19 protein-coding genes and 1 tRNA gene are annotated in these 25,187 nt (G+C 57.6%); 5 read left to right on the forward strand and 15 right to left on the reverse strand.

Annotated elements, in window-relative coordinates:
* Positions 1 to 60 precede the first annotated feature (60 nt).
* A complete protein-coding gene (gene rimI, locus FPL19_RS15985) occupies positions 61 to 1,179 on the forward strand; it encodes a ribosomal protein S18-alanine N-acetyltransferase (RefSeq protein ID WP_150913962.1) in 1,119 nt (372 codons plus the stop codon).
* Here rimI and uvrB read toward each other — a convergent pair.
* Positions 1,176 to 3,236, reverse strand: coding sequence for an excinuclease ABC subunit UvrB (gene uvrB / locus FPL19_RS15990; RefSeq protein ID WP_150913964.1), 2,061 nt, complete (start codon positions 3,234 to 3,236; stop codon positions 1,176 to 1,178). The genes rimI and uvrB overlap by 4 nt on opposite strands.
* A gap of 130 nt (positions 3,237 to 3,366) precedes the next feature.
* Here uvrB and FPL19_RS15995 point away from each other — a divergent pair, with 130 nt between their 5' ends.
* Positions 3,367 to 4,551, forward strand: a complete 1,185-nt coding sequence (locus FPL19_RS15995; protein ID WP_150913966.1) for a pyridoxal phosphate-dependent aminotransferase — start codon at positions 3,367 to 3,369, stop codon at positions 4,549 to 4,551.
* Between the two features lie 69 nt (positions 4,552 to 4,620).
* A tRNA-Asn gene (locus FPL19_RS16000) sits at positions 4,621 to 4,696 on the forward strand.
* Between the two features lie 240 nt (positions 4,697 to 4,936).
* Here FPL19_RS16000 and pyrF read toward each other — a convergent pair.
* The 12 genes from pyrF to purU form a co-directional block, all read right to left on the reverse strand.
* Positions 4,937 to 5,647 (reverse strand): orotidine-5'-phosphate decarboxylase, encoded by a 711-nt coding sequence (pyrF, locus tag FPL19_RS16005; RefSeq protein WP_150913968.1) that lies wholly within the window; start codon positions 5,645 to 5,647, stop codon positions 4,937 to 4,939.
* Positions 5,648 to 5,693: 46 nt separating this feature from the next.
* Entirely contained in the window at positions 5,694 to 6,863 is a 1,170-nt protein-coding gene (gene lapB, locus FPL19_RS16010) for a lipopolysaccharide assembly protein LapB (protein ID WP_150913970.1), read from the reverse strand.
* Positions 6,863 to 7,165, reverse strand: a complete 303-nt coding sequence (locus FPL19_RS16015) for a LapA family protein (RefSeq protein WP_150913972.1) — start codon at positions 7,163 to 7,165, stop codon at positions 6,863 to 6,865. The genes lapB and FPL19_RS16015 overlap by 1 nt, the downstream gene beginning before the upstream one ends.
* 72 nt (positions 7,166 to 7,237) lie before the next feature.
* Positions 7,238 to 7,534, reverse strand: a complete 297-nt coding sequence (locus tag FPL19_RS16020) for an integration host factor subunit beta (protein WP_150913974.1) — start codon at positions 7,532 to 7,534, stop codon at positions 7,238 to 7,240.
* Positions 7,535 to 7,666: 132 nt separating this feature from the next.
* Positions 7,667 to 9,361, reverse strand: coding sequence for a 30S ribosomal protein S1 (rpsA, locus tag FPL19_RS16025; protein ID WP_150913976.1), 1,695 nt, complete (start codon positions 9,359 to 9,361; stop codon positions 7,667 to 7,669).
* A gap of 130 nt (positions 9,362 to 9,491) precedes the next feature.
* Complete coding sequence (gene cmk, locus FPL19_RS16030) at positions 9,492 to 10,172, reverse strand: (d)CMP kinase (RefSeq protein WP_150914292.1); 681 nt, start codon at positions 10,170 to 10,172, stop codon at positions 9,492 to 9,494.
* Positions 10,172 to 12,400, reverse strand: a complete 2,229-nt coding sequence (locus FPL19_RS16035; protein ID WP_150913978.1) for a bifunctional prephenate dehydrogenase/3-phosphoshikimate 1-carboxyvinyltransferase — start codon at positions 12,398 to 12,400, stop codon at positions 10,172 to 10,174. The genes cmk and FPL19_RS16035 overlap by 1 nt, the downstream gene beginning before the upstream one ends.
* A complete protein-coding gene (gene hisC / locus FPL19_RS16040; RefSeq protein WP_150913980.1) occupies positions 12,401 to 13,537 on the reverse strand; it encodes a histidinol-phosphate transaminase in 1,137 nt (378 codons plus the stop codon).
* A gap of 29 nt (positions 13,538 to 13,566) precedes the next feature.
* Positions 13,567 to 14,664, reverse strand: coding sequence for a prephenate dehydratase (pheA, locus tag FPL19_RS16045; RefSeq protein ID WP_150913982.1), 1,098 nt, complete (start codon positions 14,662 to 14,664; stop codon positions 13,567 to 13,569).
* A gap of 2 nt (positions 14,665 to 14,666) precedes the next feature.
* The gene (gene serC, locus FPL19_RS16050) at positions 14,667 to 15,749 is read right to left on the reverse strand and encodes a 3-phosphoserine/phosphohydroxythreonine transaminase (RefSeq protein WP_150913984.1); all 1,083 of its coding nucleotides are present in this window, start codon (positions 15,747 to 15,749) and stop codon (positions 14,667 to 14,669) included.
* The gene (gene gyrA / locus FPL19_RS16055) at positions 15,733 to 18,393 is read right to left on the reverse strand and encodes a DNA gyrase subunit A (protein ID WP_225314457.1); all 2,661 of its coding nucleotides are present in this window, start codon (positions 18,391 to 18,393) and stop codon (positions 15,733 to 15,735) included. Before gyrA ends, serC begins: the two co-directional genes overlap by 17 nt.
* Before the next feature lie 138 nt (positions 18,394 to 18,531).
* Positions 18,532 to 19,386 (reverse strand): formyltetrahydrofolate deformylase, encoded by an 855-nt coding sequence (gene purU, locus FPL19_RS16060; RefSeq protein ID WP_150913986.1) that lies wholly within the window; start codon positions 19,384 to 19,386, stop codon positions 18,532 to 18,534.
* A gap of 182 nt (positions 19,387 to 19,568) precedes the next feature.
* Here purU and ggt point away from each other — a divergent pair, with 182 nt between their 5' ends.
* Positions 19,569 to 21,269 carry a gamma-glutamyltransferase gene (gene ggt, locus FPL19_RS16065; RefSeq protein ID WP_191965307.1) on the forward strand — a complete coding sequence of 567 codons (1,701 nt, stop codon included), beginning with the start codon at positions 19,569 to 19,571 and terminating at the stop codon, positions 21,267 to 21,269.
* Between the two features lie 13 nt (positions 21,270 to 21,282).
* On the forward strand, positions 21,283 to 21,534 hold the full coding sequence (locus tag FPL19_RS16070; RefSeq protein ID WP_150913990.1) for a thiamine-binding protein: 252 nt from the start codon (positions 21,283 to 21,285) through the stop codon (positions 21,532 to 21,534).
* A gap of 8 nt (positions 21,535 to 21,542) precedes the next feature.
* On the opposite strand, the gene FPL19_RS16075 is transcribed toward FPL19_RS16070, so the two are convergent.
* Together FPL19_RS16075 and FPL19_RS16080 are read right to left on the reverse strand one after the other, a co-directional pair.
* Positions 21,543 to 23,504 carry an aconitate hydratase gene (locus FPL19_RS16075; protein ID WP_150913992.1) on the reverse strand — a complete coding sequence of 654 codons (1,962 nt, stop codon included), beginning with the start codon at positions 23,502 to 23,504 and terminating at the stop codon, positions 21,543 to 21,545.
* Between the two features lie 97 nt (positions 23,505 to 23,601).
* Positions 23,602 to 25,182 carry a PQQ-dependent sugar dehydrogenase gene (locus tag FPL19_RS16080; protein WP_150913994.1) on the reverse strand — a complete coding sequence of 527 codons (1,581 nt, stop codon included), beginning with the start codon at positions 25,180 to 25,182 and terminating at the stop codon, positions 23,602 to 23,604.
* Positions 25,183 to 25,187 lie beyond the last annotated feature (5 nt).

Here is a 25,187-nt window from a genome sequence, read left to right on the forward strand (position 1 = left end):
TTGCCCCATACTACGCCGGCAACTGCTTCTGTCTAGCAGGGCTTATAAGGTCATTCGTAAATGGATCAGGTTCAGTATCGTCAGGCAAGCGCTCAGGATCTCGACGCACTGGTTGCGCTCGAGAATCGCTGCTTTTCTGAAGACCGACTGTCCCGCCGAAGCTTTCGGCGTTTTCTGGATATGCCCCGGGATCGTCTGGTTGTCGCGCAAACGGCAGAAGGCCTGGTGGGCTATTGCCTGGTACTGATGAGCGCCGCCACACGTCTGGCCCGAATATACTCCATTGCGGTTTTGCCGTCGGAGCGGGGCCGGGGCGTGGGCGAACGGTTGATCGCCGAGGCAGAAAAAGTCGCGGTCAACGCAGGCCGGATTATCATGCGTCTGGAGGTCCGGGAGGATAACGCCGGCGCGATCAAGCTTTACCGGCGGCTTGGCTATCGCCAGTTCGGCACCTATCGTGACTATTATGAAGACCACGCCAACGCTATCCGGTTTGAACGGCGTATTCTTTTCTACGAGCCGTCCCACGATTTCCCGGCGGTGCCCTACTATCCCCAGACAACCGAATTTTCCTGCGGCCCGGCGGCTCTGATTATGGCGATGGCGGCCATGGACGAACACGCCACCATGACCACGATTGAAGAGCTGCGAATCTGGCGGGAAGCCACCACCATTTTCATGCTGGCCGGTCACGGCGGCTGCGGCCCCCATGGTCTCGCCCTGGCGGCCTGGAAGCGTGGATATCACGCCAGCGTTTATATCAGCAAGGAAGGCGCCCTGTTCAAGGATACCGTGCGCAATGACGACAAGAAGCGCGTGCTGGAACTGGTCCACGAGGGCTTTATTCACGATATGGCGCAGACCGGCATCCAGTTGCACCACGATCCGCTGTCTCTGGAGGGCATGAAAGCCGCTCTGGAAGACGGACGAGTGCCGGTCATCCTGATCAGTACCTGGCAGCTCAACCGCAGCCGCGTACCCCACTGGGTAACGGTCTGCGCCATTGATGATCAGTTCGTATATCTGCACGACCCGGAAATCGACACCGACCTGGGCGAGACCGTGGCCGACAAACAGTACTTGCCGATTGACCGGCGGGTGTTTGACCGCATGTCCCGCTATGGCCGCAACCAGCCACTCCAGGCGGCGGTAATTATCGGGCCCAGGCGCAAGGACTAACCGGTCCGGATTGCCGCTTCTTTCAGTTCGGCAATTTCGTCCCGTAGCCTGGCGGCTTTCTCGAAATCCAGATCCGAGGCCGCCTTGTACATATCGTCCTCCAGCTTGCCCAGGTCCTTGAGAATCTGCTCCGGTGATTTTTCGCCGATTTTGGTGCGGTAGCGTTCTGCTTCCTCGGCCGCTTTTTCGCCAGGTCTCTCGGGCTTGCGACGTCCGCGGCCGCCGCTGCTGGCGCCTTCCATGATATCGGCAATCTTCTTGTTCAGTCCCGTGGGCGTGATGCCATGGGCTTCGTTATGCTCGGCCTGCTTGGCCCGGCGGCGTTCCGTTTCATCAATCGCCCGCTGCATAGAACCGGTTATGCGGTCACCGTAAAGAATAGCCTTGCCGTTAATGTTCCGGGCAGCCCGGCCCATGGTCTGGATTAGCGACCGGTCAGAGCGCAGGAAACCCTCTTTGTCGGCGTCCAGAATGGCCACCAGCGAGACTTCCGGCATATCCAGACCTTCCCGCAGCAGGTTGATGCCCACCAGAACGTCAAACTCGCCCCGGCGCAGATCCCGGATGATCTCCACCCGCTCCACGGTATCAATGTCGGAGTGCAGGTATCGCACGCGGATATCGTGTTCCATCAGGAAGTCAGTCAGATCCTCCGCCATCCGCTTGGTCAACGTGGTGACCAGCACCCGCTCGCCAACTTCGGTGCGCAGCTTGATCTCTGACAGCAGATCATCCACCTGAGTCGAAGCCGGCCGGACTTCAATTTCCGGATCCAGCAGCCCGGTGGGCCGGACTACCTGCTCTACCACCTGGCCTGCATATTCCGCTTCGTATTTACCGGGGGTTGCCGATACGAACACCATCTGCGGGGCGATGCGTTCCCATTCATCAAAACGCATGGGCCGGTTATCAAGGGCGGACGGCAGGCGGAAGCCGTATTCCACCAGGGTTTCCTTCCGGGACCGGTCACCCTTATACATGGCGCCGATCTGGGGAATGGTGACGTGGGATTCGTCCACCACCAGCAGAGCATTGGGTGGCAGGTAATCAAACAGCGTCGGCGGCGCTTCGCCGGGCTGACGCCCCGACAGATAGCGGGAGTAGTTCTCGATGCCGTTGCAGTAACCCAGCTCCAGCATCATCTCGATATCATATCGGGTGCGTTCTTCCAGCCGCTGAGCCTCGACCAGACGATTATTGTCCCGGAGCTGTTTCAGACGCTGATCCAGTTCTACCTTGATGTTTTCCACTGCATCGAGCACCTTTTGGCGCGGCGTGACGTAGTGGGACTTGGGATAGATGGTTACCCGTGGCACCCGGCGCAGGATCTCACCAGTCAGGGGATCGAAATAGCTGAGGTTTTCCACCTCGTCATCGAACAGCTCGATCCGGATGGCCTCTTTTTCTGATTCTGCTGGGAACACATCAATGACGTCGCCACGAACGCGATAGTTGGCGCGGTGGAATTCAACGTCATTGCGGGTGTATTGCAGCTCTGCCAGGCGGCGCAGAATATCCCGCTGGTCAATCTCGTCGCCCCGGTCCAGGTGCAGCATCATCTTCAGGTAGGACTGGGGATCGCCCAGGCCGTAGATGGACGACACTGTGGCCACAATGATCGCATCCGGCCGCTCCAGAAGCGCCTTGGTGGCGGACAGGCGCATCTGCTCGATGTGTTCGTTGATCGACGCGTCCTTTTCAATAAAGGTATCCGACGACGGCACATAAGCTTCCGGCTGGTAGTAGTCGTAATAGGACACGAAGTACTCAACCGCGTTGTCCGGAAAGAATTCCCTGAATTCCCCGTAAAGCTGGGCCGCCAGAGTCTTGTTATGCGCCATGATGATGGTCGGCCGCTGTATCTGCTCGATCACATTGGCGATAGTGAAGGTCTTGCCGGACCCGGTGACACCCAAAAGGGTCTGATGGGCCAGGCCGGAATGAATGCCCTCCACCAGTCCCTCAATCGCTTTAGGCTGGTCACCAGCGGGCTCGAACGGTGAGGCAACGGTAAACGCCCCGTCTTTCCTGTGCGCGCCTTTTTCTGAAGTCGCCATACGAATGCGGCATCCTCTGATCTGTTTAAGTGGGGTCTGGCCGGGTGAAAACCGTCGAGAAACTTATCGTTGCAATGGCATCATGGTAACATCTGATCCATTCATCGCCGCAGCTTTAAGGAGCGCAAGTTTGGACCTTCAACTATCCAGCCGAGTACAGGCAATCAAGCCCTCTCCAACTCTCGCCGTTACCAACAAGGCCGCAGAACTGCGTGCCGCAGGCCAGGACATTATCGGCCTGGGCGCTGGTGAGCCTGATTTCGATACGCCGGACCACATCAAGGAAGCGGCCATCGAAGCCATCAAGGCAGGGCAAACCAAGTACACCGCCGTTGATGGTACGCCTGCACTGAAAAAGGCGATCATTGCCAAGTACAAACGGGACAATGGCCTGGATTACGAAGCCAACCAGATCCTGGTAAGCAGTGGTGGCAAACAGAGCTTTTTCAACCTCGCCCTGGCAACTTTGAACAAGGGCGACGAAGCCATTATCCCGGCGCCCTACTGGGTGTCCTACCCGGACATGGTGCTGGTAGCCGAAGGCAAGCCGGTAATTATCGAAACCGGCCCTGAGACCCGCTTCAAAATAACGCCGGAACAGCTGGAAAGCTCGATCACCGATCGCACCCGTCTATTCGTGATCAATAGCCCGTCCAACCCCAGCGGTATGGCCTACACCCTGGAAGAGCTTCAGGCCATTGGTGAAGTGCTGAAAAAGCACCCTCAGATCATGATCGCCACCGACGACATGTACGAACCAATCCTGTGGACCGGCGCGGCCTTCTGCAACATCCTGAACGCCACACCGGAGCTTTACGACAGAACCTTTGTGCTTAACGGTGTGTCCAAGGCCTATTCCATGACCGGCTGGCGCATCGGCTACGCCGCGGGCCCGGCGAAGATCATCGGCGCCATGAAAAAGATCCAGTCCCAGAGTACTTCGAACCCGTCGTCCATTTCCCAGGCTGCCGCCACGGCCGCCCTGGATGGCCCGCAGGATTGTGTGCAAGAGATGGTCACCGCGTTCAAGGAGCGTCACGATTATCTGGTTGCAGCGCTGAATGAGCTCCCCGGTGTGGAGTGCCTGGTTGGCGACGGTACGTTCTATGTCTTCCCCAGCTTCCAGGGCGCCATCGACGCGGATTCGGCAGTCAGCAATGACGTTGAGTTTGCGGAAAAGCTGCTCAAAGATGCCGGCGTTGCGCTGGTGCCAGGCTCAGCTTTTGGCGCGCCAGGTCACATGAGACTGAGCTTTGCAACCAGCATGGACAACCTGAAGCAGGCGATTTCACGCCTGAAAAAAGCCCTTGGCTAAAATTTGAATCAGAGGGTTGACGGGGCCGCGGGGTAATCTTAATATACGCGCCTCGTCTAAAGACGACGTTCCCCGATAGCTCAGTTGGTAGAGCAACGGACTGTTAATCCGTTTGTCGCTGGTTCGAGCCCAGCTCGGGGAGCCACTATTCCGAAAAGCCGCTAGTCCTCTGGATTAGCGGCTTTTTTTGTTCCTGGGTTCTTGCGTGATATCCGAGAGGTCCAAACGGTGTGGTGGGGCCTCACTCACAAAAATGTGCGGAGCCATGGATGGCGGAGCCCAAGCGCACATGGATGTGCTCGTCGCGTTTTTTGTGAGGGAGGCCCCACCACACCAGAGCACCAAAATCACCAGGCTAGGGCCAGACTAAAAGGCCACACAAACGTCAGACCGAAGCGACCTCACGATAAATAGCCTCCAACGCACCCAGAGGATCATCAGCCTGGGTTATAGGCCGACCGATCACCAGGTAGTCAGAACCGGCCTCGATGGCATCTGTGGGGGTCATGATGCGTTGCTGGTCGCCTTTGGCGGCAGACAGCGGGCGGATGCCGGGGGTTATCAGTTTGAAGTCGGCGCCCTGCTCTGCTTTCAATGCCGGAGCCTCTTGAGCTGAGCAAACCACGCCATCCAGGCCGCAGTTGCGGGTCAGGGTTGCGAGACGCGATACCTGGGCCTGCGGGGAATCGGAGATGCCGATACCCGACAGATCGTCCGCACCCATGCTGGTCAGTACAGTGACCGCGATCAACAATGGACGGCTCTTGCCGAAGGTTTCCAGTCGTTCCCGACAGGCGGTCATCATTTTCTCGCCGCCGGAGGCGTGAACGTTCACCATCCACACGCCCAGATCCGCCGCGGCAGCGACGGCGGCCGCAGTGGTATTGGGAATATCGTGGAATTTCAGATCCAGAAAAATCTCAAAACCCCGACCCTGAAGCGCCCGAACCAGCTCCGGGCCCGAACGGGTGAAGAGTTCTTTGCCCACTTTCAGGCGGCATTTTGACGGGTCAAGCTGGTCAACCAGCGCCAGTGCCGGTTTGTCGGAGGGAAAATCCAGGGCCACGATAATGCGCGGGCTATCAGTCTTCGACACGGGGGTATCCTGCAATCGGTTGCTGTTCAATTATTAAGGCTGGGCGTTATTCGGCTTCCACGCCCTGTATCGGGCGGACGGTTTCCCACTGCTTGCAACTGGGGCACAGCCAGTGCAGTTGCTGGCCCGAGAAGCCGCAGTTCACGCAGCGGTAGACCGGTCGATTGGCCAGCATCATGTTGCCAATGCGGCTGACAAGGCGTTCCTCATCGGTGCTCATGCCTTTTTCATAGCCAGCTAGGGCAACCAGCCGCAGCAGGCCACGAACACTGGGCCGCAGCTCCAGTTCCCGGCGCAAAAGCTCGATTGCGGCCATTCTGCCGGATGTGCGTTCAACGGCCTCAACCAAGGCGAGTAAAAGACTGGTGCTGGGCCAGGATTCATAGAGCTTGCTCAGTTTTTTGCTGAGCCGTCCCACGTCGCCGTGTTCTCTCTCCAGTTTCAGCAGCCGGTCAACGGCTTCCGGCCCAAAATCCGGGTTCTGCTCAAAAACCTTCAGGCTCTGACTCGCCGCCTCTTTATAACTGCCCTGGCGAATCAGAAGCCGCATCAGGATAAAGGTGGCGCGGACGCAGGAGCGATCAAAATCCAGCGCTTCCTTGGCCAACTTCTGGGCCTGCCAGCGGTCGTCCTGTTTCAGGGCTTCCTCGGCAAGCTCGCAGGTGATGTAAGCCAGCACCTTGAACATGGCGCCATCATGTTCGCCGGTTGTCAGAGTATGGGCGACCTGGGCGGCCTTGCTCCACTCCTTTTCCTGCTGATAGAGCTCAATCAACTGGACCGATGCTTTACGCCCGTATTCACGATCGCCCATCAGTTGATGCAACAGAGCTTCAGCACGGTCAAGAAGGCCGGCGTTCAGATAGTCGACAGCGAGTTCATAGGTCACCTGGTGCGAATACCGGGGCGGAAGCTCGGGGCGTGCAAGGAGGTTCTGGTGAATCAGGATGGCGCGGTCAGTCTCGCCCTTGTGACGAAAATGCGCGCCAATGGAAAGGTGGAGGCCGACCGTATCCCGGTTAACCGCCAGGGATTGGACGAAATTCTCGACCGCCTGATCCGAGTAGTTGGTAAACAGGAACTGAAGCCGATCCCTGACCGAATCCTCGTCAGAAATGGGAACCTTCGAGCGGTCTTTGCTGCCACCCATCCGGCCCACAAACCAGCCGGCTGCTACCGCGATGGTCAGCAGCAACCATTGAAGCACCATATCCATTAAAGCGTCCGGTCGTTCTGAGCTCTCGATTTCTCCAGTGCCTGCTCGGTATGAGCAAGCCGTTTTTCCAGGTGACGGCGGGAAACCGAAGTACGCACGGTCGCAAGCATTGTTATCAGCACCCCGATCAGCGCGCCAATCACGAACGCCATGATAATCCAGACGGCCACGCCATGGGGCTGGGTCTGAAAAAGCAGGAAATTAAGGGAGACTGTGGTTTGGTTATTCAGAGAGAAGACAAGTGCGACCAGGACCAGAAAAAGCACCAGTAGAATAAGGAGGACCTTCTTGAATCCGGCCATAGTGATAAAGCTCCAAGTGAACCTGAAAAAATCAGGCCCGGGTTAAAAACAATCCCTGAACCACTTATAGAATCAGAAGCCTTTCTTGAGGCTGTCGTTGACCTGTTCTCGCAGCTCTTTGCCTGGCTTGAAATGCGGTACAAATTTCGCAGGTAACTGAACGGCTTCCCCGGTTTTGGGGTTTCGTCCGGTTCTCGCTGCGCGGTGATGCAATGAGAAACTGCCAAAGCCGCGAATTTCAATTCTCTGGCCATCGGCGAGGGACTGAGACATATGCTCGATGACAGTTTTCACAGCCAGTTCCACATCCTTCACTGAAAGCTGCGTCTGCTTGGACGCAATGAGCTCAACCAGTTCAGATTTTGTCATGGGGCTATTCTCTCTTCACATTATTGTTGGACAGCCGGTTTTCAGCGCCATGACTCCTAGTTTAGCCAAACCCAAAAAAAACACAAAAAAAACGGGCTCTTAGAGCCCGTTTTTTCATACCAACCGGAAAGTTTATTCCTTGTTGGCGTTTTTCTGCTGCATCTGTTCCTTGATCAGGTCACCAATGGTGGTGGCGCCTGAACCGGTTTCCGCAGCCTTCGCACGAACGCCTTCGATTGCCTGCTTGTCGTCTTCAACGTCTTTCGACTTGACGGACAGGTTAATCACGCGATTCTTACGATCAATGCTGATGATCTTCGCTTCTACTTCATCGCCTTCGTTCAGTGCGTTACGCGCATCTTCAACGCGGTCACGGCTGATTTCAGAGGCTTTCAGAACAGCTTCAACTTCATCATTCAGAGTGATGGTAGCTGCCTTGGCATCAATGGCAGAAACCGTGCCCTTCACAATGGAGCCCTTGTCGTTCAGCTGAACAAACTCAGCGAACGGATCGCTTTCAAGCTGCTTGATGCCCAGTGAGATGCGCTCACGCTCAGGATCAACAGACAGGATGACGGTTTCAACTTCGTCACCCTTCTTGTATTCACGAACGGCTTCTTCGCCAGTCTCGTTCCAGCTGATGTCTGAAAGATGAACCAGACCATCGATTCCGCCGTCCAGGCCGATGAAGATACCGAAGTCAGTGATTGACTTGATCTTGCCGGAGATACGATCGCCCTTGTTGAAGCGGCTCGAGAAATCTTCCCAGGGGTTGGACACGCATTGCTTGATACCCAGGGAGATACGACGACGCTCTTCGTCGATATCCAGAATCATCACGCCCACTTCATCGCCAACCTGAACAACTTTGGAGGGGTGGATGTTCTTGTTGGTCCAGTCCATTTCGGAAACGTGAACCAGGCCTTCGACACCCTCTTCCAGCTCGGCAAAGCAGCCGTAGTCGGTAAGGTTGGTTACACGTGCAGTAACCTTCGTGCCTTCCGGATAACGACCCTTGATGTCAACCCACGGATCTTCGCCCAGCTGCTTCAGACCCAGTGATACGCGGTTGCGCTCACGGTCGAACTTCAGAACCTTTACGCTGATCTCGTCGCCCACGTTGACGATTTCGCTCGGATGCTTGATGCGCTTCCAGGCCATGTCGGTAATGTGCAGCAGACCGTCAACACCGCCCAGATCCACGAATGCGCCGTAGTCGGTCAGGTTCTTGACGATACCCTTGATTTCCATGCCCTCGGTGAGGGTTTCGAGCAGAGCTTCACGCTCGGCGCTGTTTTCAGCTTCCAGAACGGCGCGGCGGGAAACAACCACGTTGTTACGCTTCTGGTCGAGCTTGATAACCTTGAATTCGAGTTCCTTGTTCTCCAGGTGCGCGGTGTCGCGAACCGGACGAACATCTACCAGAGAACCGGGCAGGAAGGCGCGGATACCGGCCAGATCGACGGTGAAACCACCCTTGACCTTGCCATTGATAATACCCTTGACCACTTCTTCTGCTTCGAAGGACTTCTCCAGTACCTTCCAGGCCTCGGCGCGCTTGGCTTTTTCGCGAGACAGACGGGTCTCACCGAAACCATCTTCAACAGCGTCGAGAGCCACATCGACGGTATCGCCGATAGCAATTTCCAACTCGCCTTTTTCGTTGAGAAACTGGGAGGCGGGGATAACGCCCTCGGACTTCAGTCCGGCGTTAACGGTGACCCAGTCGTTATCGACGTCTACAACGGTTCCCTGGACGATGGAACCTGGTTGCATGTCAATTTCTTTTAGGCTTTCTTCAAAAAGATCCGCAAAGCTCTCGCTCATTATGTGTCCTATGTGATCAACGCAAGTTTCTCCGCATTACCAGCAACACGGTCTGTGAGTTTTGATCCGGATTTGACCAGTGGCTGGCCGATAACGCCAAATCCGGAATTTCAACGACAAAAAGGTGTAGTCAGGCCTGGCCTGCTGCGGCCATGCACCTGTCCAACACCTCTTCTATGCTTAAACCTGTTGAATCAATGACTTGCGCATCGTCAGCAGGCTTAAGCGGGGCGGCCTCGCGGTTCATATCCCGCTCGTCTCGCACCCGTATCTCCTTTAAAAGGGCGTCAATATTAACATCGACCCCAGCGTCCTTCAACTGGCTGTAACGTCTTTGCGCCCTTTCCTCGGCGCTGGCAGTGAGGAATATTTTGACCGGCGCATCGGGAAAGACAACTGTGCCCATATCGCGGCCATCCGCCACCAGACCAGGAGCCACTCGAAAATCCCGCTGGCGCTGCAGCAGCGCGTCCCTCACCGGCTGAATTACAGCCACTTTTGACGCGTTATCGCCGCAGGCTTCTGTGCGAATTTCCGAGGTTACATCATCGCCTGCAAGCAGAACTCTGACTGGCTCTCCCGACGGCGTTGGCTCAAATGCCACATCCAGACCAGCCGCCACTCTGACCAGCTCTGGTTGATCATCAAGAGGCACGTTCTGGCGCATCGCAGCCAGTGCCGTCAGACGGTACAGAGCGCCACTGTCCAGCAGGTGCCAGCCCAGCTTTCGTGCCAGCATCTGGGTAACCGTCCCTTTGCCGGAACCACCGGGACCGTCCACGGTAATCACCGGAACTTCGGTACTGCCCATCATTCCTCCCCCTCGGCATCAATCCGGATGCCGGTGCGGCGGGCCAGCTCGACAAACCCCGGAAAAGAGGTTGCTACATTGGCACAGTCAGTAACTTCAATGGGGCCACTCGCCCGTAACGACGCCACGGCAAAGGCCATGGCAATACGGTGGTCGCCGTGGCTGTCCACCACGCCCTCTTTCATCTGCTGGCCGCCATCAATCACGATACCGTCCGGGGTTACGGTGGTCTGCACGCCAATGGCTTCAAGTCCGTCGGCCATGACCTGAATCCGGTCACTCTCTTTCACCCGCAGCTCTTCCGCGCCGCGAAGCACGGTCCGACCGGTGGCGCAGACAGCGGCTATAAACAGGACCGGAAATTCGTCAATTGCCAGGGGCACCTGGTCTTCCGGAATATCGATACCGGACAACTGCGCCGAGCGCACCCGCAGATCAGCCACCGGCTCACCACCGATCACCCGCTCATCCAGCACGTCAATATTGGCGCCCATCCTGCGCAGGATATTGATAACGCCGATGCGGGTGGGATTCATTCCCACGTGCCGGAGGACAAGGTCTGAGTCTGGAGCAATACTGGCCGCCACCAGAAAAAATGCCGACGACGAAATATCGGCCGGCACATCGATGGCAGTTGCGGTGAGCTTGCCACCCCCGGCCACGCTGGACGTGGAGGTATCCCGGTGAACGTGATAACCAAACCCTTCCAACATTCTTTCCGTGTGATCCCTGGTTGGCGCGGGCTCGGTAACGGAGGTCAGGCCATCGGCATAGAGCCCGGCGAGCAACAGACAGGACTTCACCTGGGCACTGGCGACGGGCATGTCATAGTGAATGCCGGTAAGGTTCTGCCCACCGCGGATTTTCAGTGGTGGCCGACCGCCCTCAGCGGTTTCAATGACCGCGCCCATGGCACGCAAAGGGTCAGCGACCCGCCCCATGGGGCGTTTTGAGAGGCTTTCATCGCCGGTCAGCTCGGAATCGAACGCCTGGGCGGCGAGAAGACCGGAAAACAGCCGCATGGCGGTACCGGAATTGCCGAGATAAAGCGGGCCACGAGGCGCCTGAAGTCCGTGAATTCCTACGCCGTAAATTTTCACATAACCGTCGTTGGGGCCTTCGATTGTGACACCCATATCCCGGAACGCCTGGAGGGTCGCTAGGCTGTCCTCGCCTTCCAGAAATCCTTTTACTTCGGTTACACCGTCGGCGAGCGCGCCCAACATGATGGAACGATGGGAAATGGATTTATCACCCGGCACCCGGATATCACCAGTCACCTGGCCACCCGGCTGAAGCCGGAACCTTACCTGTTTCTGAGGGTTCTTTGTCACGTAAGCCTGCCCTGAAAGCATCTTGGAAAAATGTTCCCGTGCCGCTTTGGCACGGCTGAAAACCTGCAGCAGAGTTGCACTGTCCTGATCGGCAATGGCGGTGCGTAGCCGATCCAGGTCGTGGCTGAAATGATCAATTACCCGGAGCACGGCGTCCCGGTTAGACAGAAAGATATCGTGCCACATCACCGGGTCACTGGCCGCGATGCGGGTAAAGTCCCGGAAACCGCCCGCTGCATATCGGAAGATGTCCAGGTTCTCATCCTCGCCCGCCAGCGTATCCACCAGCGAGAACGCGATCAGATGGGGAAGATGGCTGGTGGCTGCCAGCACTTCATCGTGATAGGCCACCGACATGGTTAGCACGGTGGCGCCACAGCCTTCCCAGAGCGCTTTAAGGCGGGCAACATCAGCCTCATCCACTCCGTCTGCTGGCGTCAGAATGACTTTATGATTCCTGAACAGTTCAGGATTGGCCGCCCGGATACCACTTTTCTCGGAACCGGCAATCGGGTGGCCGGGAATGACCTTGGCCGGCAGGTTACCGAAGACGGCTTTCACATCCTCCACGAAGCTGGTTTTGGTACTGCCAACGTCGGTCAGTATTGCGTCATCGCAGATACAGGTCCGTATCTGCTCCAGCACCGCCCGGGTGGCTTTCACCGGCACGGCAAGCACCACCAGATCGGCCCCCTTCACCGCCTCCTCAACCGAGGTGGCGATCTCATCAATCACTTTGAGCTCTTTGCCTAGCTCGAGCTCTTCCGGTCGTTTGTCAGTGCCGACCACTACCTGCGCGAGGCCGTTTGCTCGAATGGCCGCCGCGAGCGAACCGCCGATCAGGCCGAGACCAATAATGGCAACACGCTTGAATAAAGGCTGACCGTCCTGCATTCAGGCACCCGCCCTGTCGGTGACATCAACTTTCTTCAGCGCCCGGGCCAGCGCCTCGATAAAGCGCTGGTTTTCCTCGGCCAGGCCGATGGAGACCCGCAGATGCCGGGGCAGTCCATAACCACCAATGGGCCGGACAATGACGCCCTGCGCAAGCAACGACTGGTTGATCTGTGCGGCCTGATCGCCTACATCCACGCTGATGAAATTGCCCGCGGACGGAATATAGGCCAGGTTCATTTCTCTGAAAGCGGATTCCAGCTGGACCATCCCCTTCGCGTTAATTTCACAGGAACGGCGCAGATAATCCTCATCACCGAGTACCGCCGTGGCCGCTGCCATCGCAATGGAATCCACATTAAAAGGCTGACGTACTCGATTGAGAACATTGGCAATTTCTGGAGAGCTTACGCTGTAACCAACTCTCAGCGATGCCAGGCCCCAGGCCTTGGAAAACGTCCGGGTAACAATCAGATTGGGATAGCGATCAAGCAGTGAAAGACCATCCAAAACATCCCCGCCCTGCAGGTATTCGCAATAAGCTTCATCCAGAACTACCAGCACCCGAGCGGGCACCCGATCGAGAAAGGCCTCGATGGCACCGGCGCCATGGACCGTGCCCGTCGGGTTGTTCGGGTTGGCAACGAACACCAGCCTGGTGCGTTCGTTGATGGCGCTCGCCATGGCCTCCAGATCGTGACCGTAGTCTTTGGCCGGCACAGCCACACCGGTGGCGCCGATGGCCTGGGTGACCAGCGGATAGACCGCAAACGCATATTGCGAGAAGACAACCTGATCACCGGGGGCGGCAAAACAGCGGGTAATGACTTCCAGCACATCGTTGGAGCCGTTCCCCAGAGTGATCTGTTCGGGTCGAATACCATAGCGCCCGGAAAGGGCCTGCTTCAGATTGTAGCCATTGCCGTCCGGGTACCGGCACAGATCTGCCAGCGCATCCTGGACAGCTGACAGGGCCTTCGGACTGGGGCCCAGCGGGTTTTCATTGCTGGCCAGCTTTACAATGGACGCCGGGTCCAGACCCAGCTCCCGAGCCAGCTCATCAATGGGTTTCCCAGGCTGATAAGGCGACAGTGCCTGAACACCCTTAACCGCAAGGCTTTCAAAATCTGTCTGCATCTGGCCAACCTCTGTAAGCAATCGCCCGGTTACAGGACCCCGATGGGGTAAGAGCCCAGGCGTTTCAGTTCAACGGCTTCTTCGTCTATCTCTTTCAGTACCAGGCTTACCTGCTCATCTTCATAGTGGCCTTCAAAATCGATATAGAACACATAGGCCCAGGTGCCGCTGGGCGAGGGACGGGTTTCGATTCGTGTCAGGCTCAGGCCATGCTTATGAAAAGGCTCAAGCAGTTGGTAGAGCGCACCGGGCTTGTTCCGCATGGACACCAGAATGGACGATTTGTCATGACCACTGAGGGGCACTTCCTCCCGCCCGATAATCAGGAAGCGGGTGGTGTTGTCCGGCCGGTCTTCAATGCTGGAGGCAATCATATCCAGACCATAGAGCTCTGCGGCCATATCGCCGGCAATGGCCGCTGTACCCGGTTCCTGTGCGGCCCGGCGAGCCGCTTCGGCGTTGCTGCTGACGGTAACCCGTTCGACGCCATGGCGGTGCGTATCCAGCCACTGGCGACATTGGGCAAAGGACTGCTGGTGCGAGTAGATGCGCACTATGTCCTGATCCTGATGCTTCGGCGACACCAGCAGATGATGATGAATGCGCAGCTGAACCTCGCCACAGATTTTCAGCGGCGACGACATGAACATGTCGAGGGTGTGGTTGATCATACCCTCGGTGGAGTTCTCCACTGGCACCACCCCATAGTGGGCGGCGCCGGATTCCACCTCGCGGAAGACTGCGTCAATTGCCGGCAACGGTACACTTACCACGGAATGGCCGAAATGCTTTAGCGCGGCTGCCTGGGTAAAGGTGCCGATCGGCCCCAAAAACGCAATATGCATCGGTTTCTCAAGAGCAAGGCAGGCGGACATGATCTCGCGGAAGAGGCGCGCCATTTCCTCTCCAGACAAGGGGCCCGGATTATTCCCCTTGATCCGTCGCAGAACCTGGGCCTCCCGTTCCGGACGATAGAAAAACACGTCCTCCCCGGGATTGGCCTCCATCTTGACCCTGGCCACTTCCTGGGCACACTGAGCCCGGCGGCTGATGCGATCCATTATTTCCTGATCCAGCCGGTCGATTTCTTCCCTCAACTGGCCCAGCCGGGCCTGCTCGTCACTCATGATCAGCCACGCTCCCGGGCAAATTCCGTCATGTAGTCAATCAGGGCATCCACCCCGGCTTCAGGCATGGCATTGTAGAGGCTGGCCCGCATGCCGCCGACGGAGCGATGCCCCTTCAGGTTCAGCAGTGACCTGGCGTTGGCACCGGCCAGAAAATCATTGTTCAGCGCGTCGTCTGCCAGAGTGAATGGCACGTTCATCCACGAACGGAAGCGCGGCGCGATTGGGTTTGCGTAAAAATCGCTGGAATCCACGAAGTCGTAGAGCTTCTGGGCTTTGCGCTGATTCATCCGGCCCATGGCTTCAACGCCGCCCTGGGCTTTCAGCCATTTGAATACCAGCCCGGCCAGGTACCAGGAATAAGTAGCAGGCGTGTTGAACATGGAATCGTTATCCGCCATCACCTGATAGTTCATCATGGTGGGAGTTTCTTTGCGGGCTTTGCCCAGCAGATCCTTGCGGATAATGACGACCACCAGGCCAGAAGGACCAATATTTTTCTGGGCACCCGCGTAGATCAGCCCGAATTTCGAGACGTCCACGGGCCGGGAAAGCATGGTGGAGGACATATCCGCAACGAGCGGCACAGAACCGGAGTCCGGCACGAAATCAAACTCCAGACCCCCAATGGTTTCATTGGGGGTGTAATGCAGGTAGTCTGCCTCCGGCGACGTGCGCCAATCCGCCTGATCCGGGACGGAGGTAAAACCTCCTTCCTCAGTACTGGCAGCAACGTTTACCCGGCCGTAACGACTGGCCTCGGCGATCGCCTTTTTTGACCAGATGCCGGTATTGACGTAATCAGCAGACCCGTCCGCGCCCATCAGGTTCAGCGGAACCGTGGCGAACTGGCTGGACGCCCCACCCTGCATGAACAGTACGGCGTAGTCATCTGATACGCCGGCCAGCTCTCTCAAGTCCTGCTCGGCGGCTTCGGCAATACTGACAAACTCATCGCTGCGATGACTCATTTCCATCACCGACATGCCGGTGCCCTGCCAATCGAGCATTTCGTCCCGTGCCTGCCGCAGGACTTCCTCCGGCAAAGTGGCGGGGCCGGCACAAAAGTTATACGCCCTGGTCATTGTCCTCACCATTTGCATCATCAGCGGGAGAGCTTTCTGAGCCCTCTGACGTTTCAGCGCCATCTACTGCTTGAGCGCCCTCCACCGTTTCAGCCTCGTCCAGATCGTCGTCGTCAGTTTCAGCAATTCGCTCAACGCCGACCAGACGCTCGTCTTCCTGGCTTAACTTGATCAACCGAACACCCTGCGTATTCCGGCTCAGCACCGAGACTTCATCGGTCCGCGTTCTGACCAGTGTGCCCTTGTCAGAGATCAGCATCATTTCGTCGCCTTCCCACAACTGCAGCGCAGTCACCAGGTTGCCATTGCGCTCAGAGCATTGCATTGCAATAACGCCCTGGCTTCCGCGGCTATAGGTGGGGAACTCATCGAAATTGGTGCGCTTGCCATAGCCGTTCTCACTGGCCGTCAGCAGAACTGTATTCTCCTGCGGAATAATCAGTGAAACGACATGGTGTCCTTCCGGCATTTTGATACCACGCACACCACGCGCGGTGCGGCTCATCGGACGCACGGCTTCTTCATTAAAGCGTACAGCTTTGCCAGCGGTGGAGAACAGCATGACCTCGGCATCACCCTTGGTGATAGCGGTGCCGATCAGGGTGTCTCCTTCATCGAGATTCAATGCGATCAGGCCACTGCTACGAGGACGGGAAAAGTTCGGCAGCGGTGTTTTCTTCACAACACCCGCGGACGTAGCCATCAACACGTACTGGTCTTCCGGATAATCCCGGACGGGCAGGAAGGAGGTGATGCGCTCACCCTCTTCCAGCGGCAGGATATTCACCATCGGACGACCACGGGACGCGCGGCTGGCACGGGGAATCTCGAACACCCGCAACCAGTAGACCTTGCCGCGGTTAGAGAAACACAGAATGGTATCGTGGGAGTTAGCGACCAGCAGTTTCTCGACAAAATCCTCGTCTTTCATGGACGTTGCCGCCTTGCCGCGGCCACCACGGCGCTGGGCCTGGTAATCTTCCACCGCCTGGGTCTTGGCATAACCACCATGGGAGATGGTCACCACCAGATCTTCCTCGTCGATCAGATCGGCGATGGTCAGGTCCCGTTTGGAACTGGTGATTTCAGTCAGGCGCTTGTCGCCGAATTCAGTAACGACGGCTTCCAGCTCCTCACGGATAACCTCCATCAGGCGGTTCGGGTTGCCCAGAATCTCCAGCAGTTCCGCGATCTTCTCCAGAATTTCCTTGTATTCGTTCTGAAGCTTCTCGGTTTCAAGGCCGGTCAGTCGATGCAGACGCAGATCCAGAATGGCCTGAGCCTGTTCCGGTGACAGATGATAAAGGCCGTTACGAAGACCAAAGATCTCCGGCAGGTCGTCCGGGCGGCAGGCGTCTTCCCCTGCGCGCTCCAGCATCGCCAGCACGTCACCCGGGGACCAGCCCTGGGCCATCAGCTTTTCCTTGGCTTCCGCGGCGGCCGGCGAGGATTTGATCAGCGCAATGATTTCATCGATATTCGCCAGCGCAACGGTCAGACCTTCCAGAATGTGGCCGCGCTCACGGGCCTTGCGCAGCTCATAGATGGTGCGGCGGGTGACCACTTCCCGGCGATGGCGGATAAAGGCATCCAGCATCTGCTTGAGGTTCAGGATCTTGGGCTCGCCGTTGATCAGGGCGACCATGTTGATACCGAACACGGTTTGCAACTGGGTATGGGCAAACAGGTTGTTGACCACCACGTCCGGGTTTTCACCGCGGCGCAGCTCGATCACTACCCGGATACCTTCCTTGTTGGACTCGTCCCGCAGCTCGGAAATGCCCTCAAGGCGCTTCTCTTTAACCAGCTCGGCAATCTTTTCGATCAGGCGGGCCTTGTTGAGCTGATACGGCAGCTCGGTAATGATGATGGCGTCGCGATTGGTCTTGTTGTCGTGCTCGATTTCGTGGCGGGCGCGGATGTAAATGCGACCACGGCCGGTACGGTAGGCTTCAACAATGCCGGCACGGCCATTAATGATGGCCTCTGTAGGGAAATCCGGGCCGGGAATGTATTCCATCAGATCATCGACAGTCAGGTCCGGGTTGTCGATCAGCGCGAGGCAGCCGTTCACGATCTCGGTCAGGTTATGGGGCGGAATGTTGGTCGCCATACCCACCGCAATGCCGGAAGACCCATTCACCAGCAGGTTGGGAATCCGCGTCGGCAGCACATCGGGAATCTGTTCGGTGCCGTCATAGTTGGGAACGTAGTCAACGGTTTCCTTGTCCAGATCCGCCAGCAGCGAGTGGGCAATCTTTTCCATGCGGATTTCGGTGTAACGCATGGCGGCCGCGTTGTCGCCGTCAATGGAACCAAAGTTACCCTGACCATCTACCAGCGGATACCTCAGGGAAAACGGCTGAGCCATACGAACGATGGTGTCGTAGACAGCAGAGTCACCGTGGGGGTGATACTTACCAATAACGTCGCCCACCACACGGGCAGATTTCTTGTAGGCCTTGTTCCAGTCGTTGTTAAGCTCGGACATGGCGAATAGCACACGGCGATGCACCGGCTTGAGGCCGTCCCGTACATCCGGAAGTGCCCGGCCGACAATAACGCTCATAGCGTAATCGAGGTAGGACTGCTTCAGTTCGTCTTCAATATTTACCGGCAGGATCTCTTTGGCTAGTTCACCCATCGAGAAAGGTTCCTTTGCATTTGCTGGAAGTCGTTTCAGGACCGTTCAACCGGCCCCATAGTTATTCTTTAACAAACCGCCAATACTACCACATTCAATCCCTTAGCGGGCCACGTGGGTTGCCTGGTCCGTCAAAAGTCAGTCAAAAACTACTGTCTTGTTTTCATAGGTGATCACACGGTCTTCAATGTGCGCCCGGAGTCCCCGCGACAGCACGCTTTTCTCCACATCCTTGCCCAGGCGCACCATGTCTTCGATAGAGTCGCTGTGGCTGATGCGGATCACGTCCTGCTCGATAATGGGGCCTTCGTCCAGATCCTGGGTCACGTAGTGACAAGTGGCGCCAATCAGCTTTACGCCACGGCTGTATGCCTGATGGTATGGCCGGGCGCCGGCGAAGGACGGCAGAAAGCTGTGGTGAATATTGATGATTTTCCCCGCGTATTTTTCGCACAGACTGGCGGGCAGTATCTGCATGTAACGGGCCAGCACCACCACATCGGTTTCGTGATGCTCGATCAGCCTGTCAATCTCGCCGAATGCCTCGTCACGGTTATTCTGGTTCACCGGCAGGCAATAGTATGGAATGTCGTGCCACTCCACCATTCGCCTCAAATCTTCATGGTTGGAAATCACTGCCACGATTTCGGCGTTAATTTCGCCGCTGTGCCAGCGGTGGAGCAGATCCGCGACGCAGTGGGATTCCTTGCTGCACATCAGAATGACTTTCTTCGGCCTGGCCGAATCGGCGATATGCCAGTCCATACTGAATTCGCGAGCTATGGGCTCGAAGGCTGCGCGGAACTGGTCCAGGCCAAAGGGAATCGAACTGGCCTTGATCTCGTGACGCATGAAAAACCAGCCGCTGTGGGTGTCGGCATGGTGACTCGCCTCAGTAATCCAGCCATTATAGGTCGACAGAAAATTACTGACCTTGGCCACGATTCCCACCCGGTCCGGGCATGAAATCACAAGACGATAGGTGTGCTCCATCTAAGCCTTTCCTTACTCTTTATCTGGGAGAGCGGGCACCTGAACAGGCACCCTTAAAATCGACCGGCTATCATAGCCTATCTGAGCATCAGAAACGAGGCAGAATGAGGTACAGCAGCATGGACAGACGCCCCCCAAGGGTCACGCCGGTAAAAGCCTCAGCGGGCCGCTCAATGGCGACGATGTTAATCGCCGGAACCATCCTGCTTTGCGGTTCCGCCCTGGCCGGAGCGCAGGCTATTCTCGAAGGCGAACGCTTTCATCCGGTCACCGCCAGCCAGGGCATGGTAGTCACCAGCCATACGCTGGCCACAGAAGTTGCACTTGAGGTCTTGAAACAGGGCGGCAATGCCGTCGATGCCGCGGTAACCGCCGGGTTTGCCCTGGCGGTTACCCAGCCTCGCTCCGGCAACATTGGCGGCGGTGGTTTCATGCTCTATGCCCCGGGCGATAGCGGTGAGGTGGAAGCAATTGATTACCGAGAGAAGGCCCCGGTAGCCGCCACTGAAACCATGTTCCAGGATGAGGACGGCAATGTGGTCCAGAACCGCAGCCGCTTCACGCACAAAGCCGCGGGCGTGCCCGGCACGGTGGCAGGGCTAGCCCTGGCTCTGGACAGGCATGGCACCCTGACACTCAAGCAGGCACTGGCACCGGCCATTCGCCTGGCCCGCGACGGCTTTATCGTACCGGCCCGTTTCACCGAAGGCCTGGAGCAGGCCCGGGAACGCCTGGCGCGATGGCCCGCCACCCTGAATACCTTCTATAAAAAAGATGGAACTGCCTGGCAGCCGGGCGAACGTTTCGTTCAGCCGGATCTGGCCAATACCCTTGAGCGGATAGCCAACCACGGCATCGATGACTTCTACGAAGGCGAAACCGCAAAACTGATTGTCGCGGAAATGCAGCGTCACGACGGGCTGATTACGCTGGAAGACCTGCGTAACTACAAGCCGGCCGTGCGTCAGCCCATTCACGGCACCTATCGCGGCCACGATATCTACTCCATGTCTCCGCCCTCCTCCGGCGGCACCCACATTGTCCAGATCCTTAACATCCTTGAGGGCTACCCGATCGCTGCCATGGGCCATAATTCCGCGGCCGGGATTCATCACCTGGCCGAAGCCATGAAGCTGGCCTATGCCGACCGGGCAAAGTTTCTGGGAGACACCGATTTCGTGGAGGTGCCACTTGCCGGTCTGACCAGCAAGGCCTATGCAGAAGAGCTCCGTAATGGCATTGATCCGAAGCGTACCCGCCCTTCCGTAGAGATCAGTGCCGGCGACCCGACGGCTTTCGAGAGCCCAGAGACCACGCATTTCTCCATCGTGGACCGCTGGGGTAATGCCGTTTCCAACACCTACACCATCAACTTCAGTTACGGTTCAGGTATCACAGTGGCGGGCGCCGGCTTTCTTCTCAATAACGAGATGGATGATTTCTCCGCCAAACCCGGTGTCCCCAACGCCTACGGATTGATTGGCGGCGAAGCAAACAGAATCGCACCAGAGAAGCGCATGCTCAGCTCCATGTCCCCCACTATTGTCCGGCGGGAGGGGCGGAACTATTTGGTTGCCGGCAGCCCTGGTGGCTCGAGGATTATTACCACCACCTTGCAGGTACTGCTGAATGTGATAGACCATGGCATGAATATACAATCTGCCGTCAGCGTTCCCAGAATCCACCACCAATGGCTGCCGGATGAAATCCGCATTGAGCAGGGCATCAGCCCTGACACCGTTGAGCTCCTGGAAGGGATGGGCCACAAGGTGGTTCAGAAGAGCGCCATGGGCGCTATTCAGAGTATCCTGATCGAACACGACGGCACCCTGAACGGCGGTGCAGATCCCCGCCGCAGTACATCTTCAGCCATGGGTTATTGACCCAGGAGGTCTTATGTATTTATCCGTGCAATTAAGCTGCTACCCCCTAGCCGATGACTATAAACCGCCCATCCGGGCGCTGATCGAACGACTGGAAAAAAGTGGTCTCGAGATTTATCCGGGGCGCATGAGCACAGAAATGTTCGGGGAGTACGATGACGTGATGCAGGTGTTATCCGACACCATGAAATGGTCCTTCGAGACCTATGGCAAAGCGGTGTTCGTGGCCAAGATCATGGAAGGTGATCGTCGGCCACGAAACTAGGGGCCGGATCAGGCGGCCATTGTCTGACGCATCATGTTCAGCAAACCACCCGCGATGATCATGCGAACCTGCCGATCGCTGAGATCGTGGGTGAGCTCATGGCGCTCGCCTGAGCGGCTGTTTTCGGCAAGGATTGTGTCGCCTGCTTCCAGCGCCTCCACCAGCCCGTGAAACACCAGCCCGTCACCCTGCTCAATACTGTCAAAGGTTTCCGGGGTGACGAATCGCAGGGGCAGCACACCGAAGCTGCACAGGTTCTGCCAGTGAATGCGCGAATAGCTCTTGGCAATCACCACCCGTACGCCAAGATAGCGGGGAGCCAGTGCCGCATGCTCCCGGCTTGAACCCTGCCCGTAGTTGTCGCCACCTACAATCACCGACCCACTGGCCTGGTAACGCTTTGCCCGCTCCGGATAACCAGTATCCAGCCGGGTATAGGTGAACTCACTGATGGCCGGGATATTACTGCGAAGCGGCAGTATCTCGGAGCCGGCCGGCAGGATATCGTCGGTGGACACATCGTCACCCACTTTGAGCAGAACCGGTGCCTCCAGCGATTCCGGAAGTCCGTTAAAGCTCGGCAAGGTGCTGATGTTCGGCCCTTTTTCAACCATGCTCAGCTCGGGGTGCCGGGCGGGAGGACGAATGTTCCGGTCTTCCACATAGAAGGTCTTGCGCTCGTCGAAGACCGGATAGTCCATATCCAGGTCCCGCGGATCGGTAATCACCCCTGTCAATGCGGAAGCAGCGGCGGTTTCCGGGCTACAGAGGCACACCTTGTCCTCGCTGGTGCCGGAGCGGCCGGCAAAATTTCTGGGTACTGTGCGCAGGCTGATCTGATCCGTTGCCGGTGCCTGGCCCATGCCAATACAGCCGTTACAGCCGGTCTGATGCAGGCGCGCGCCGGCACTCAGCAGATCCGTCAGATGGCCGAGCTCCACCAGATTTTCCAGGACCTGACGGGAGGTGGGGTTAATGTCGAACGACACCCGCTCATGCACCTGGCGCCCTTTCACCATTAACGCCGGGACCGCAAAATCACGCAGGCCGGGATTCGCGGACGAACCTATGTAGGCCTGATAGATGGGCTCACCTGCCACTTCTTTCACCGGGAACACTTTGCCGGGGCTGCTTGGCAGCGCAATGAGAGGCTCCAGCTTGCTCAGGTCAATCTCATCGTGAAGATCGTAGGTGGCGCCGGTGTCGGCTTCCAGTCTCTGGAAATCTTCTTCCCGATTTTGCTGCCTGAGAAAATCACGCACTGCGTCGTCCGCCGGAAATACCGTGGCGGTATGGCCCATTTCCTGGCCCATGTTGGCGATCACATGGCGGTCCATGGCCGAAAGCTGTTTCAGGCCCGGCCCGTAATATTCGATGATCTTTCCGGCGCCACCCTTGACCCCGTGGCGGCGAAGCATTTCCAGAATCACATCTTTAGCGCTCACCCAGTCCGGCAGTTTGCCGGTGAGCTTCACCCCCATTACCCGGGGCATATTCAGATAGAAGGGCTCGCCGCACATGGCCATGGCCACAGACAGGCCGCCCGCGCCCATTGCCAGCATACCCAGAGAGCCTGCAGCACAAGTGTGGCTGTCGGAACCGAGCAGGGTCTTGCCAGGCTTGCCAAAACGTTCCATATGGACGGGATGACTGACACCGGAGCCTGCCGGGCTGAACCAGATTCCGAACTTTTCGCAGGCGCTTCGCAGGAATACATGATCGTCAGGATTGCGGTGGTCAGTCTGCAACAGATTGTGGTCGACGTACTGGGCGGAAAGCTCGGTCTTGACCTGGTCCAGCCCCATAGCCTCGAGCTCCAGCATAACAAGCGTGCCGGTGGCGTCCTGGGTCAGAGTCTGATCAATGCCAAGCCCGATTTCCTCGCCGGGTTTCAGCTTTCCGGAAACCAGATGCGATTCGATCAGCTTGGTGGCTACGTTACGCGGTTTACTCTTCGTCTGTTTCGTCACGGGATAACCTCCATACGAGCCAGATTTCAGATACTCATACCCTTAATGATAGCTTCCAGATACACATTCTGCTGAGAAACCGTACAAGGCACTTGCCCTACTTCGGTGTCACCCGCAGTACACGCCCGTCAGCGCTGTCTGTCAGCAGGTAAACAGCCCCGTCCGGGCCGGTTTCCACGTCTCTGATACGCTCATCCAGCCCACCAAACAGGATGCCGACCTGCTTTGCCTCGCCATCTTCGAGCCTGACGCGATGTACCTGCCGCGTGACCAGGCCGCCAATCAGCAGATCGCCCCGCCACTGGGGAAACAGGTCGCCGCTGACAACCGTCATGCCAGAGGGCGCGATGGACGGCGTCCAGTGTAGAACCGGGCCCACCATACCCTCGCGCTCCTGATAGGGGGTTACACGGGCGCCGGTGTAATCCAGCCCGTAGCTGGCAACAGGCCAGCCATAGTTGGCACCGGGACGAATAATGTTGATCTCGTCACCACCACGGGGACCGTGCTCATGCGCAATCAGAAGGTCACGTTCACTGTCGTAAACCAGCCCCTGCACGTTTCGGTGCCCATAGCTGTATATCTCGCCCTGATACTGGTCGCTTCCGGCGTATGGATTATCGGCGGGCACACTGCCATCGGGATTGAGGCGGACAATGCTGCCGATATGGTTTTGCCGTCGCTGGGCCTGCTCCCGGTAATCAAAGCCGTCACCAAGGGTGAGCACCAGTGTGTTGTCCTGCAACCAGGCAAGGCGCCCGCCGTAGTGGGCGTTACCCGCCTTGGCCGGCTGCACCCGGAAAATCTCGGAAACGTCACTCAGCCCTTCTTCCCCGAGTTTCCCCCGGGCCAGACAGGTATGATTGGCTTCCATGGTGCCGCAGGCATAACTCAGGTAGATCATTCTGCTGCTCTGGAAATCCGGCGCGGGGAGCACCTCGAACAGCCCCGCCTGGGCCGAGGAAAACACCTCTGGCACGCCTTCCAGCGGGCCTGACATCACCTCGCCATCCGCCGTTAACAGGCGCAGTCTGCCGGCCCGCTCGGTCACCAACATTCGCCCATCTGGCAGGAAAGCCAGCGACCAGGGGTGCTCAAGGCCTGCGGCCAGTGTTTCCACCTTATAGCCAGGCACTTCTTGCGCCACAGCCTCTGACTGCGGAAGAGCCAGGCCGGCGCCTACGACAAGCAACATGACCGGTATCGCAGAATACCCATTGTGGCGGCGGGCGCCAGTCACCAGACGCGCAAACAGCCAACCGGCAAACGCCGCAGCCAGGAGCATCGACACCAGGCCCGCAAAACCACGTGTGGCGGCAATAAGCGTGGGCATGGGCGCCAGGGTATTCACCAGCACCAGAGTCGCCCAGAGCCCGATGGCGGCCGCGAGCGGGTAAAGCCACAGCCGGCTCACCTTGGCCGTGAACCTGACTACCAGCGACGCCAGCCCCTGGGAACACAGAAAACTGAGCCCGAACAGAATGGCGTATAGAGGCGCAAAATTAAGCAGATCCTGGACACTGGTTTCCAACCGGGTCCACAGACTGATCTCTACCCCCAGTGCTTGTAGCGCATACAGGTTGAACTGGGTCTGTATGAGACTGCCAAGTACCGAGCCAACGACCAGTGCCACTATGAAAGACGGTATCGCTTTCCGCCAGGTCACAGAATCTGCCATGATTT

It is taken from the genome of Marinobacter halotolerans (assembly GCF_008795985.1).
Taxonomy (GTDB): domain Bacteria; phylum Pseudomonadota; class Gammaproteobacteria; order Pseudomonadales; family Oleiphilaceae; genus Marinobacter; species Marinobacter halotolerans.